Origin of the sequence: Streptomyces bambusae, assembly GCF_019400985.1 — a bacterium.
Taxonomy (GTDB): Bacteria; Actinomycetota; Actinomycetes; order Streptomycetales; family Streptomycetaceae; genus Streptomyces; species Streptomyces bambusae_A.
The window spans coordinates 1-12,783 of record NZ_WTFF01000216.1 but is presented as its reverse complement, the minus strand read 5'-3'; the positions used below and the strand labels follow the sequence as shown (position 1 = coordinate 12,783).

Sequence of the window (12,783 nt, the reverse complement as noted above, 5' to 3'; positions counted from 1 at the left end):
GGCGGTGGCGGCGGTGCCGGTGTCGGAGCCGGTATCGGGCGCGCGCCCGGTGCCGGTACCGAGCCCGGTGCCCGTGCCGGCGTCCGGCCGAACGGCAACGGCAGCGGTGGCGGTGCCGGACGCGGTGCCGGAACCGAGCGCGGCGATCGCGCGGATCCTGAGCGGCCCCAGCGGCCTGGGCACGGTGAGCCTCCACTTCGGCCGCCGCACCGACCTGCCGGCACCGGTGGACCTGCCGGCACCGGTGGACCTGCCCGCCCCGGCGGGGGTGTCCGTACCCTCGGGGGTGTCCGTCGCGTCGGACCTGCCCGCCCCGCCGGAGCCGCCCGCCCCGGCCGTGGGCAACCCGATCCCCGGCCTCTACCACCACCCCGTCCCGGAGCCCGACCCCGCCCGCGTCGAGGAGGTCAGCCGCCGGATCAAACGCTGGGCGGTGGACGAGGTCCAGGCCTACCCCCCGGAGTGGGAGGACCAGTTCGACGGCTTCTCCGTGGGCCGCTACATGGTCGCCTGCCACCCGGACGCGCCCACCGTCGACCACCTGATGCTCGCCACCCGGCTGATGGTCGCCGAGAACGTCGTCGACGACGTCTACTGCGAGGAGCACGGCGGTTCGCCCGTCGGCCTGGGCGGAAGGCTTCTGCTCGCCCACACCGCCCTCGACCCGGTCCACACGACGAAGGAGTACGAGCCGGACTGGGCGGCATCGCTCCACTCGGACGCCCCGCGGCGCTCCTACCGCTCCGCCATGGAGTACTTCCTCCAGGCGGCCACCGCCTCCCAGGCCGACCGCTTCCGGCACGACATGGCCCGGCTGCACATGGGCTACCTCGCCGAGGCCGCCTGGGCCGAGACGGACTACGTCCCGGAGGTGGCGGAGTACCTGGCGATGCGCCAGTTCAACAACTTCCGCCCCTGCCCCACCATCACCGACACGGTCGGCGGCTACGAACTCCCGGCGGAACTGCACGCCCTGCCCGCCATGCAGCGGGTCATCGCCCTCGCCGGCAACGCCACCACCATCGCCAACGACCTCTACTCGTACATGAAGGAGCTCAAGAGCCCCGGCAAGCACCTCAACCTGCCGGTGGTCATCGCCGAACGCGAGGGCCTCTCCGACAAGGAGGCCTACCTGAAGGCGGTCGAGATCCACAACGACCTCATGCACGAGTTCGAGGCCGCGGCCGCCGAGCTGGCCGCCGCCTTCCCCGACCCTCGCGTGGCGCGCTTCCTGCGGGGCGTGGCGGTCTGGGTCGACGGCAACCACTACTGGCACTCCACGAACACCTATCGCTACACCCTGCCCGACTTTTGGTAATGACGAGGGGACTTGTCCACATGACCAGCACCATCAGCACCACCCCGTTCGTCCCTGCTCCGGTGACGCCGTACCAGGGGGACATCGCCCGTTACTGGAACGAAGAGGCCAGGCCCGTGAACCTGCGCCTCGGCGATGTCGACGGCCTTTACCACCACCACTACGGCATCGGCACCATCGACACCGCCGCCCTCGGGGACCCGGCGGCGGACGCGTACGAGAAGAAGCTGATCGCCGAGCTCCACCGCCTGGAGTCGGCGCAGGCCGAGGTCCTCCTGGACAACCTCGGCGCCATCGGCCGCGACGACATGCTCGTGGACGCCGGCTGCGGCCGCGGCGGCTCGATGGTCATGGCCCACCAGCGCTTCGGCTGCACCGTCGAAGGCGTCACCCTCTCCACCAAGCAGGCCGACTTCGGCAACAACCGCGCCCGCGAACTGGGGATCGAGGAATCGGTCCGCTCCCGGGTCTGCAACATGCTCGACATGCCCTTCGAGACCGGCCAGGCCGCGGGCTCGTGGAACAACGAGTCCAGCATGTACGTCGACCTGCACGACCTGATGGCCGAGCACTCCCGCATCCTCGCGGTCGGTGGCCGCTACGTGACCATCACCGGCTGCTGGAACCCCCGTTACGGCCAGCCCTCGAAGTGGGTCTCCCAGATCAACGCGCACTTCGAGTGCAACATCCACTCCCGCCGCGAGTACCTGCGCGCCATGGCCGACAACCGCCTGGTCCCCCAGGCCGTCATCGACCTGACCCCGGACACCCTCCCCTACTGGAAGCTGCGGGCGACCTCGTCCCTGGTCACCGGCATCGAGGAGGCCTTCATCAAGTCCTACGAGGACGGCTCCTTCCAGTACGTCCTGATCGCGGCCGACCGCGTCTGACACACGCCCGCGCGGCAGGGCCGGGACCGATGCGAACGGACGGTCCCGGCCCTGCCGCGCGCCCAGGTGGACTCAGATGCGGTGCACCGGGGCGGCGCCGTCCACCCAGTGCCAGTTCACCGGGGCGTACTGCCGCTTCAGCGCGTTGCGCCCCGGGCCGTACGCCTTCAACGCGGCCCGCACCGCATCCTCAAGACCGCCGAGGTCGTCCTCCGGGACCGGCACCCGGAGCAGCAGGTGCTGCTTCTGGTGGACGAGGAGCAGCTCGCCGGCGGGGGAGCAGCCCATCAGCGAGAAGTGGACGAGCGCCTTGAACGGCGCCTCCGAGGTACGGATCCGCGCGCGCATCTGGCCCTCTGCGTCCCACGCGTACAGGCCGTAGCGGTTGAGGTGGAAGGCCCGCGCCCGGTACGGATCGCCGACGAGTGTGTAGCAGAGCCCGGTGAACGGGCTGTCCTCGTAACGGTGCATGCCCTCCAGCCTCCCGCGCTCCTTTCCCTGCCCGTCGAGCAGCAGGAAGGAGAACACCTGCCCGCGGCTGCCCGCCCGGTACGTCTTCCCGAAGACGGGCACGACGAACAGGTCGTCCCCCATGGCCGCGGGGCGGCCCATCCTGCAGCCCGAGTAGTCGAAGCGGGTGCGGTCGTCCGTGGACACCATCTCGGTCAGCGAGGGCGACGGCCGGTTCTTGCCGCCGACGGGGGCGCCGTCGAAGACCACGTGCGGGTACAGGTCCGCATCGGTCTGCCGGTCGGTGCGCGCGGTGTGCGTGGCGATGGCCCGCAGGGTGGCCTTCGAGCCGGGGCCGAGCGTGCTGCCGGGCTCGGAGAGCGCGACGAGGTTGGCGATCTGCCCGGCCCAGTTGTCCACCTTGTACTCGGCAACCCCGCACAGCAGCCGGCCCGAGGGCGTGACGTCGATCGAGTAGGCGTACGGATCACCCGTACGATCCCTCTCCTCCTCCCAGCCCCAGGGCGAACGCCAGGACTCCACGAGCCGGCTGAGGTCGGCCGAGAAGAGATGGGTGTTCCCCGGCTTGGAGCTCATCGCGACCGTCCCGTCCGGGAGGACGGCCAGGCTGAAGTCCGATCCCTCGGTGAGCCCCGTCGGGACGTTGCCCCGGGTCGCCCCGCCCAGCAGCGCCGTCGCGGTGGGCGTCCCGTCGGGGGCGTACCGGGTGAGCACGTGGTACGTGAAGTCCATCTGGAAGGGGTCGGCGGCGTCGGACTTCGCCCGGTAGCGCCTCGCCTCGGACAACGCGTACGTCTCACCGGCCGCGTTCGCGGTGACGGCGTAGGTCCGGAATGCCCAGCCCTCGGCCGGCTTGGTGGCGGTCAGGTCGACGCGGTGCTCGTCCACGACGGAGGCGGGCAGGGTCATGGGAAGGGTGGTCGCAGCCATGATCACCATCCTGCCCCCGCCCACTGACAACGGTCACACCACCCGCGCCCGCGCGCTCGCCCGCCCGCGCTCCGGGTCGCGCGCTCCCGCTCCCGCTGGACCGGGACGCGGGTGGCCGGGATCCCGCGTGCCGCGTCGACGACGAACCGGAAGTCGCCAGCCGCCTCTGCCCGGCGGTGTTGACGGCTGCAGGCCTACGGCATCGAGGTGACCGCGACCCGGTCCGGCCGCGTCACGGTCGCGCGCGACGTAAAAACCCTTAAGTACCGGGGGAAATAACCCACCAACCCAACCAACCGCGGGTCCGTCGCTCGGACGGGTGAATCGCCCCAACTGGACTGGAAATCGGCACCGGTTGCGGGCATATGCTCGCCGCGACAACCCAGACATACGTCGGCCCCCGCCGGGAGTGGCTTCCCATGCGAGGGCCTGACCAACGAGGAAGAAGCACCTTCCCGATGGCTTTCCAGCAGCCTAGCGCGGGCACGTCCGCGCAGTCCCCCATTCCGGCAGGATCCCTCCGATCCGGTGTCGTCCACGTCAACATCCGGCACGAAAGTCACTTCACGGTGGTGGGCAACCACCTCGCGCAGCACCCCGAACTGTCGCTGATGGCACGCGGACTGGCCCTGTACATCCAGTCGCTCCCGGCCGGCTCCCCCATCGGCATCAAGGACCTCTCCGGGCAGCTGCCGGAAGGCGAGTACCGCATCGGGAAGGCCCTGCGCGAGCTTGAGGTGCACGGCTACCTGTCCCGCAACCGGGAGCGGCTGCGGTCCGGCCAGCTCGTGACGCGGACCTTCTCGTACAACGCGCCCCGCGCCACGTGCGACGACTCGCCCCCGGAGCCCCCGGACGACGGCGGCCTGGACGGGGACGGGCCGTACGAAGGCGGCCCGTACGACGCCGGGCTGGACGGCGGCGGTGACTGCCCTCCGATGGCCCCGGACCCGGCCCCCCACCCGGACTCAGACCCGGCCCCCGCCCCGGACCCGCACCCGGCCCCCGCCCCGGACCCGACTCCCGAGCCCGAAGTCCTGCCATCACCTTCGGCACCGGAAGCGGCGCAGGCACCGGAAGGGGTGCAGGCACCGGAAGGGGCGCAGGCTCCGGACGAGGCGGCACGCACGCTCGGCCAGGCCTGGAAGCTCCTCGCCGAGCTCCGCAGCTCCGACCCTCGCCTGACCTTGTCCGTCGCGGACATCCACCGGCTCGCCCCGGACGCGGCTCGCTGGCTGGAGAACGGCATGCGGCCGTCCGCCGTCAGCCGCGCCCTCACGGCCGGTCTCCCCGCGGACCTCCGCTACCCAGCCGGCATCCTGGCGTACCGCCTCGCCACCCAGCTCCCACCGCCGCTCCCGGCCCCCGACCCCGACCCCGCCCCCACTCCGCCACCCCAGCCCGACATGCCGCCCCTCCTGCGCATCGTCGACTGCCAGGGCCCCTGCGGGCGCGTCATCCGCGCCTCGGAGCCGGGCCTCTGCGCCGACTGCAGAATCGCCCAGGAGCAAGCGGTTGCCTAGCGCGGAAGCCTCCGCCGGCGGGTTATCAACGCAGCTACGACCGTAGGGAGGGACGGCCGTGAACCACGCTCAGTGGAAGACCCGTCGGACCAGAAAACTCCTGGGCGAGTCGGTGGCGGAGTCCTCCGCATACGTCGAGGCCGGGGAGGGCTTCGCTCTGGGGCAAGCCGTATACGACCGCCGGACCGAGCTGGGGCTGTCGCAGGCGGAGCTCGCTCGGCGTGCCGGGATGAGCCAACCGCAGATCTCCCACATCGAAGGCGGCGACTCCGTGCCGACGCTCGCTTTGCTGAGCCGCCTGGCCCAGGCTCTCGACGCGTCGCTCGCCATCGACCTGGACGGTGACGTCTCGGCCTTCGCCTTCACGGCACGGGGGCTCGGCCGACGCGACGCCCCGCCGTCCGGCGGAAGTCCGTCAGCGGCCTGAGGGAGGGGGGGAGGAGGCGGGGCCCGCCCCCTCCGGGCCCGCTCAGGCCGTTGCCGCCGCGGCCGCGGACAGGCGGTGCAGGCCCTCGGCGATTTCGGCCGGGGTGTGGGTCGTGAAGGACAGGCGCAGGGTGCGGGGGTCCGGGGTGGTGGCGTAGAAGGGGGCGCCCGGGACGAAGGCCACGTCGTGGGCGACCGCCGTCTTCAGCAGGGCCGTGGCGTCGCGGCCCTCCGGCAGCCGGGCCCATATGAACATTCCGCCTTCCGGGCGGTTCCACGTCGAGCCCGCCGGCAGCGCCTCGCCCAGGCCCGCGAGCAGGGCGTCGCGGCGTTCGCCGTACGCCGTGCGGACCCGCGCCACGTGCGCGTCGAGGTCGGACGACCTCAGGTAGTGCGCCGCCGCCAGCTGGTCCACGGTCGAGGTGTGCAGGTCCGCGGCCTGCTTGGTGACGACGGCGGCCCGGCGCAGCGCGGCCGGGGCACGCAGCCAGCCCAGCCGCAGCCCCGGCGCCATGATCTTGGAGAAGCTGCCGAGGAGCGCCGTACGGTCCGCCGCTCCCGGGTGTGCCGCCACCCACGGCACGTCGGCGCCCTCGTAGCGCAGTTCGCCGTACGGGTCGTCCTCGACCAGCCACAGCCCGAGGCGGAAGGCGATCTCCGCGACCGCTGCCCGCCGGGCCGCCGGCAGGGTGCGGCCGGTGGGGTTCTGGAAGGTCGGGACGGTGTAGAGGAGTTTGGGGCGCTCGCGCGCGACGAGTTCCTCCAGCGCGTCCGGCAGGAGCCCCTCCTCGTCGCACGGCACGGGCACCACCCGCGCCCCCGCCAGGCCGAAGCACTGGAGGGCGGCCAGGTACGTCGGGTTCTCCACCAGGACCACGTCGCCCGGCCCGACCAGCGTCGCCGTGACCAGGCTGAGGGCCTGCTGGGAGCCGGTGGTGATCAGGACGTCGTCCGGGTGCGTGGCCAGTCCGCGCGCCGTCGCCCGCGCCGCGACCGCCTCGCGCAGCTCCGGCGCGCCCTCGGTGGTGGAGTACTGCAATGCCCGGGCGGCGGAGGCGGCGAACGCGGCGTCGTAGGCGGCGCGCAGCCCTTCGGCGTCGAAGAGCTCGGGGGCCGGCAGCCCGCCCGCGAAGGAGATCACGCCGGGGCGCTCGGTCAGCGCGAGGATCTCCCGTACGGGCGAGCCTCCGACCGAGGCCGCGCGCGCCGTGAAGGCCGGCAGGGCGGCACCGCCCGATTCCGCGGGCGGCTGGGGGCAGCGGGTGGGGAGGTGGGGAGTGGCGGGCTGGGGCGTGAGGGGCTGGGCAGGAGGCATGGCGGGCTCCTTCGACGGCTCTTGCGGCGGCTGTTTCGACGGTTCTTCGGACGGCTCTTTCGGTGGTGCTTTCCGTGGCCGGATCCGGCCGGTTGCGACCGCAGCCTAGCGGCGGAAGATGCATCTGCCACCTACCTGTCCGGGAAGTGAACGCCGCACGTGGTCTCGTCATCTGACGGCAAGTCAGGTACATCGGTGGGCATGGAGAGAGAAGAGCCGACCGACACCACCGTCGCCACCGACGCCACCGACACCCGCGCCGACGACTACGCCGCGCTCGCGGCCGTGGGCCCGTACGGCGTCCGCCCCGGCCACGCCCTCATCACGATGGTGGAGCCGCATCCCGGCCACGAGTACGCCTACAACCGCTGGTACGAGGACGACCACTACTACGCCGGCGCCATGGCCATGCCCTGGATGTACGCCGGCCGCCGCTGGGTGGCCACCCGGGACCTCCAGGAGCTGCGCTACCCCGAGAAGTCGGCGATCGCCCAGCCGGTCACCGCCGGCTGCTACATCTCGACGTACTGGATCACCGACGGCCGCTACGACGAGCACATGAAGTGGACCGTCGGCATCAACAAGCGGCTGAACCGCGACGCCCGCGTCTACCAGGACCGGACGCACGTCTTCACGTCCTTCCAGGACCACGAGGCCACCGTCTACCGGGACGGAGCGGCCGGCCCGCGCGACTTCCACGCCCTCGACCACCCGTACGCCGGTCTCGTCGTGCAGGTCGTCGACGCGGAGGGGCCGGAGCAGCGGGCGGAGCTGCTGGAGTGGCTGCGCTCGCGCGCCCTGCCGCGGCGGCTGCAGCACGGCTCACCGGCGGCGATGGTGACGGTCTTCCGGCCGACCCCGCTGCCGGGTGACCGCATGACGTACGTCAAGCAGGTCGAGGGCGTCGACACCCGGCTGACGCTGCTGTGGTTCCTGGAGGCCGACCCGCGCGACTGCTGGGACCGCTTCCAGGGGCTGGACGCGGAGGTCGCCGAGTCGGGGCTGGGGCGGGTGGAGCTGGTGGCGCCGTTCATCCCGACGGTGCCGGGCACGGACCGGTACGTCGACCAGCTCCGGCAGGCCCCGCACGAGCGGTCGTAGACGCGAGCGGTCGTAGACACGAGCGGTCGCAGACACGAACGGCCGCAGACACGCCAGAGCCCCCTCGGCTGAGACGGCGAGCCAGTCGAGAGGGCTTGTGTCAGGCGAACGACACGGGTGCGGAAGCGGACAGAAGTAGCAGGGGCGGCTGCGGTCGGGCGGAACTCAGACGCGGTGTCCGAGTCGGCCCTCGGTCACCTCGGTGACGAAGGCGCTCCACGAGCCCGGCGCGAAGGCGAGGGACGGGCCGTCCTGCACCTTGGAGTCGCGGACGGCGATGGCCTCGGTGACGGGGGACTTGACCTCGACGCACGCGCCGTTTCCGCCGGAGTAGGAGGACTTGGTCCAGTTTTCCGTGGCGCCCAGGCGAATAGCCATGTTTTTCTCCGGTTCAGCGAGTTGTTTCGATGGGGGGGCGTCGACCACCGAATTCCGTGTTTCCGGAACGTTTCCGGTCGACGTGATCGACGCTACCCGCAGTACTCGGCAGGTGATGAGGGCATTCACCCATCCGGATGGCATATTCCAGCCAGGTCTTCCATGGCCGGGTGGTGGCGGTGTACCGTGCCGGCCCCGCCGCCACCTGCCCGATTTCCTCCGCTTTTCCTCCGCTTGACCTTCGTTTACTTGGCCTTGCCCGCATAGGTTCCGATGATGGCGGAGATGAACTCGCGGGTCTGGTCGACATTGAGGGCCTGCGCCCGCAAGTGCTCGTACATCACGCTGTACCGCTGTACGTCGTTCGCCTTCTCCAGGTACAAATCGCTCGTGACGCCCTCGATGTAGACGACGGTCGAGTCGGACGTGTCCGGGAATTCGAGAATGGCGTACTGGCCGTTCACGCCGGGGTGCGCGCCCATCTCGAACGGCATCACCTGGACGGTGACGTGCGGCTGCTCCGACTGCTCTATCAGGTGCTCCAGCTGCCGGACCATCACCTGTGGATCACCCACGCGCCGGCGCAGCGCCGCCTCGTCGATGACCGCCCACAGGCGCAGCGGGCCGAGCTCGGGGTTGTTGTTCTCGGTCTCGGACAGCCGCAGCTGGCGCCGCATGCGCACCTGCACGCGCTTGTCGATGTCGGCGGGCGCGGTCTCCGGCAGCGCGCCCCGGATCAGGGCGGACGCGTACTCCGGCGTCTGGAGCAGGCCGGGCACGACCTGCGGCTCGTACGTACGGAGGCTGGCGGCGTCGGTCTCCAGACCGATGTAGACGCTGTACGGGATGTCCCCGAAGGCGTGCCACCAGCCCTGTTGCCGCGAGTCCTTGGCCATCTGCATGAGGGAGTCGACGAGCCGGCGGTCCTCCACCTCGTACACGTCGCACAGGTCGCGGACGTCGCGCTGGCTGATGGAGCGGCGGCCGTTCTCCAGCCGGCTGATCTTGGACTGGGAGACCAGGAGGCGCTCGGCGACCTGCTCGGCCGTCATGCCCTTGTCCTCGCGGAGCTTGCGCAGCTCCATGCCCAGTCGGCGGCGTCGGACGGTGGGATTGACATTGGACGCCACGGGAACGGCACCTCCGCTTGCTCATGTCTGTCATGTCTGTGCGTATGTGACTCGTGAGCAGACTGCCATCGAAGTCCGTTCTTGCGCTGGCGAAATGCGTATATGCAGACGCGCGGGGTGGCGCGACCGAACAAACGGCCACGCCACCCCGCGCGCTGGCGGCTCCCGTACCGGGTCCGGTGGGTCGGACGGAACGGGCGGAACTGGTCGAACGCGTCAAGCTCGTCGTACTGGTCGTACTGGTCGTACCGGTCGTGCTGGCCGTACTGGCCGTGCTGCTCGAACGCGTCGTACTGGTCGTGCTGGTGGTACTGGTCGTACCGGCCGGGCCGGTCGTGCTGGTGGAACGTGCCGGACGTGCCGGACGTTGCCGGTCCGGTCCGGTCCAGTCCGGGCGCGGTTCAGTGCGCGGCTGCGCGCGCCATCGCACCCGTGCGGCGCGGCTGCAACGGCACCGAACCGGCCGGGGTGTGCGCGGCGGCAGCGGCGGCGTGTGCCGCGTGTGCCGCCGAGGCGCGTTCGCGGCGCGGCTGGGCGGCCACGCCGTTCTGGACGTCCATCACGGCGTGCGCCACGAGGCCGCCCATGGGGTCGTGCCGAATCAGGTCCCGCAGCCGGGACCTGGACGAACGCCCCTCGTTGCCGGGGTACAGGTGCTTGCCGAGGCCGACCGCATGGGCCAGCGCGGCGAGCGCCGCGGTCCGCGGGTCCGGCGGAACGCCGGTACGGATCGCACTGTCGAGCCGGGCGCGGATCTCCCGGCTGATCGCCGTGTCGGTCGCCTGGTAGCGAGTCGTCGGCAGCACCCCGCACATCTGGCCGGCCACGGCATGGACCATGCCGCACCGCTCCAGGTGCGAGAGGTACGTCTGGCGGAGCCCCAGCCGGGGTCCGCCGATCCAGTGGACGGCCCGTACCGGGCTGCCGCGACGGCGCAGCAGTTCCAGTGCGGAGTCCAGGGTCGGATCTCCTGTCGGCCGTGGCATCACCACGGCGATACGATCCCCGTCAGGGGCTATCCGTCCTGCCAGGGCCAGCTCCACTAGCTGTGCCCCGGCAAGGCCGAGGTCGAGCGACTGCGGCTGCGCCGTGGTTCCCGTGGTCGGGTCCAAGGCGAGCAGCAGAAGCTCCTCGGGAATTGTTCTGCGGCTCCTGCCCATCCATGCCTCCCCGCGTGGATGAGTGACAGGGTGACGCCTCTCACATTCATCTGTCGAGAGCGCCTGGACGCTTTGTGGGGGAACCGGCAGCTATGTCGTTCTCGTCTAGCACGGGGGCGATGCCCCCGAGACGGGACACTGTTAGACGGTTCGGACAGCCGGACGGCGATCGAGGAGGAACTGGTGGCGGGCGAGTCCCCCGACAAGTCGGTAGAGCAAGATGCCCGGTCCGGGGAGTCCGGGAAGGAACGTGACCCGCGCCTGTCGGTGTTCCGTCCCCGCGACCCGGAACCTGAACGCAAGGCCGCCGCGGCCTCGGCGACGACCTCCACGACTGCTGCGCAGCGGACTTCGGGGTCGGCGGGGGACGAAGCTCCGGCTTCGGACGAGGTCTCCGCTTCGGACGAGGTGACGGTTTCCGACGAGGACTCCGCTTCGGACGAGGTGGCGGCTTCGGACAAGACCTCCGTTTCGGACAAGACCTCCGCTTCGGGCGGCGCTGCGGTTTCGGGCGCAGCTCCGGCCGCGGAGGAGGACGCGGCGCCGAAGACGGCTTCGGCCGAGGAGACGGCCCGGGACGCCGATTCGGTTCCGCGCACCGCGGCCGCGCGGGACGAGCGGGCCACCGAGGCGGACCTCGACCGGTCCGCGCACCCGACGAAGCGGGACGCCGCCGACGCGGACTCCCGCGACACCGCGTCTGCCGACGAGTCCGCCGGGGCGCCGGCTGCCGGTGAGGGAAAGTCCGCGCGGGTCTCCGGCGGCACGGCGGCGTCGGGCGACGCTGCTTCGGCCGCTGCGGGCTCCGGCGGTGCGTCCGTGAAGGCCGGTTCGGGCTCCGCGGCGGGTGGCGGCGAGGTCGAGGGCGGCCTCGACGGCGTTGCCCGTGCCGATTCCGCTTCGGCGACGCCCGCAGGCGCGCCGTCGGAAGACACTGCGTCTGCCGGCGGGTCCAGCCGGACGGCGGCCGCCGACGTGGCGAAGTCCGCGCGGGTCTCCGGCGGCACTGGGGCGTCGGGCGACGCCGATTCCGCCGCTGCGGGCTCCGGCGATGCGTCCGTGAAGGCCGGCTCCGGCTCCGCCGCCGGGGGCGGCCCCGGACGCGGCTCCCGCGCCGATTCCGGTTCGGCGACGCCCGCCGATGCTGCGTCGGACGACTCCGCTTCAGCCGCTACGGCCTCCGGCGACTCCCGTGCCGATTCCGCTTCCGAGGCGCGGCGAGACTCCCGGGCGGGTTCGGCCGGGGCCGGGGAGAGCGGGGCGGTTGCCGCGGGCGATGGCTCCGGTTCGGGGCGTCGTGGGGGGCAGGGTGCTGCTGAGGCCCCGGCGGAGCCGAAGGGTGCGGAGGCGCGCCCCAGCGCTCCTCGGTCGACCGCGGGGTCGCTGTTCGAGCCTCGGAAGCGTCCCGCCACTCCTGCCCCCGCCCCCGCCGACGCCGCGTCGGACGATGCGGACGACTCGGGCGACAGTGAGCGGACTGCGGTGTTCCGGGCGCCGCGACCGGCCCCTGAGGAGCCCGCCGACAGTGAGCGCACGGCCGTGTTCCGGGCGCCGCGCGTGGATTCCGGTTCGGCTGAGGCGGAGCGCAAGGCCGGCTCCGGGGAGTCCCGGTCGCTGTTCGAGCCCCGGCGTCGCCCCGAGCGTTCCGTTCAGGAGCCGGACGACAGCGAGCGGACCGCCGTCTTCCGGGCCCCGCGCCCGGATTCCGCCCCTCCGGCCGAGTCCGACCGTACGGCCGTCCTGCGGCCCGTCTCCCCGGGCGACAAGGCCGACAAGGCCGGCAAGGCCGACAAGGCGGCGACGGGCTCCGGTTCCGCCGACGAGGCGGCGGACGACGACAGCGAGAAGACCACCGTGTTCCGGGCCGTGCGCCCGGGCGTCGCGGACCGTCCCAAGGGCGCCACCAAGGCCGACCCCGAGGGCGATGCCGAGGCCGATCCTCGGAAGGACCCCCGGAGCGGGCCGAAGGCCGGGCCCGGGAGTGACCGCGGGCGGTCGAGCACCTTCGTACCGCTGCGTACCGACGACGCGCCGCGTACCGGCACCGGGCAGCAGCCGCCGAAGTCGGCCCCCAAGGGCCGCCCCGGCGCGCAGCCGGGCGACCGGGCCGCCGGGGACAAGGCCGCCGCACGCCCGGCAGC

Annotated in this window: 10 protein-coding genes and 1 pseudogene; 6 read left to right on the top strand and 5 right to left on the bottom strand. The window is 72.2% G+C overall.

All coding sequences use genetic code 11. From position 1 onward, the window contains the following. Positions 1-4: 4 nt before the first annotated feature. Both GPJ59_RS25235 and GPJ59_RS25230 read left to right on the top strand, forming a co-directional pair. Positions 5-1,318 carry a family 2 encapsulin nanocompartment cargo protein terpene cyclase gene (locus tag GPJ59_RS25235; RefSeq protein WP_308120473.1) on the top strand — a complete coding sequence of 438 codons (1,314 nt, stop codon included), beginning with the start codon at positions 5-7 and terminating at the stop codon, positions 1,316-1,318. A gap of 20 nt (positions 1,319-1,338) precedes the next feature. Beyond that, positions 1,339-2,208, top strand: a complete 870-nt coding sequence (locus GPJ59_RS25230) for a geranyl diphosphate 2-C-methyltransferase (RefSeq protein WP_219669985.1) — start codon at positions 1,339-1,341, stop codon at positions 2,206-2,208. A gap of 72 nt (positions 2,209-2,280) precedes the next feature. On the opposite strand, the gene GPJ59_RS25225 is transcribed toward GPJ59_RS25230, so the two are convergent. Further along, positions 2,281-3,609 carry a hypothetical protein gene (locus tag GPJ59_RS25225; RefSeq protein ID WP_219669984.1) on the bottom strand — a complete coding sequence of 443 codons (1,329 nt, stop codon included), beginning with the start codon at positions 3,607-3,609 and terminating at the stop codon, positions 2,281-2,283. Positions 3,610-4,067: 458 nt separating this feature from the next. On the opposite strand from GPJ59_RS25225, the gene GPJ59_RS25220 reads away from it, so the two are divergent. Beyond that, positions 4,068-5,132, top strand: coding sequence for a helix-turn-helix domain-containing protein (locus GPJ59_RS25220; RefSeq protein WP_258024886.1), 1,065 nt, complete (start codon positions 4,068-4,070; stop codon positions 5,130-5,132). Between the two features lie 58 nt (positions 5,133-5,190). After that, a complete protein-coding gene (locus GPJ59_RS25215; protein WP_219669983.1) occupies positions 5,191-5,559 on the top strand; it encodes a helix-turn-helix domain-containing protein in 369 nt (122 codons plus the stop codon). Between the two features lie 42 nt (positions 5,560-5,601). Here the strand turns inward: GPJ59_RS25215 and GPJ59_RS25210 are convergent, their stop codons facing one another. Continuing rightward, complete coding sequence (locus GPJ59_RS25210; RefSeq protein ID WP_219669982.1) at positions 5,602-6,873, bottom strand: aminotransferase-like domain-containing protein; 1,272 nt, start codon at positions 6,871-6,873, stop codon at positions 5,602-5,604. Positions 6,874-7,074: 201 nt separating this feature from the next. Between GPJ59_RS25210 and GPJ59_RS25205 the strand changes: the two genes are divergently transcribed. Further along, positions 7,075-7,974, top strand: coding sequence for a hypothetical protein (locus GPJ59_RS25205; RefSeq protein ID WP_219669981.1), 900 nt, complete (start codon positions 7,075-7,077; stop codon positions 7,972-7,974). A gap of 165 nt (positions 7,975-8,139) precedes the next feature. Here GPJ59_RS25205 and GPJ59_RS25200 read toward each other — a convergent pair whose 3' ends face one another. The 3 genes from GPJ59_RS25200 to GPJ59_RS25190 all read right to left on the bottom strand — a co-directional run bounded on the left by GPJ59_RS25200 (position 8,140) and on the right by GPJ59_RS25190 (position 10,642). After that, positions 8,140-8,352, bottom strand: coding sequence for a DUF397 domain-containing protein (locus GPJ59_RS25200; protein WP_219669980.1), 213 nt, complete (start codon positions 8,350-8,352; stop codon positions 8,140-8,142). Between the two features lie 245 nt (positions 8,353-8,597). Then, positions 8,598-9,482, bottom strand: a complete 885-nt coding sequence (locus GPJ59_RS25195; protein ID WP_219669979.1) for a helix-turn-helix domain-containing protein — start codon at positions 9,480-9,482, stop codon at positions 8,598-8,600. A 401-nt stretch (positions 9,483-9,883) separates the two neighbouring features. Further along, positions 9,884-10,642: a GOLPH3/VPS74 family protein gene (locus tag GPJ59_RS25190; RefSeq protein ID WP_219669978.1), complete on the bottom strand. Its 759-nt coding sequence runs from the start codon at positions 10,640-10,642 to the stop codon at positions 9,884-9,886. A 1,557-nt stretch (positions 10,643-12,199) separates the two neighbouring features. Between GPJ59_RS25190 and GPJ59_RS25185 the strand changes: the two are divergent. Beyond that, positions 12,200-12,783, top strand: a pseudogene (locus GPJ59_RS25185) (hypothetical protein); the annotation flags it as partial.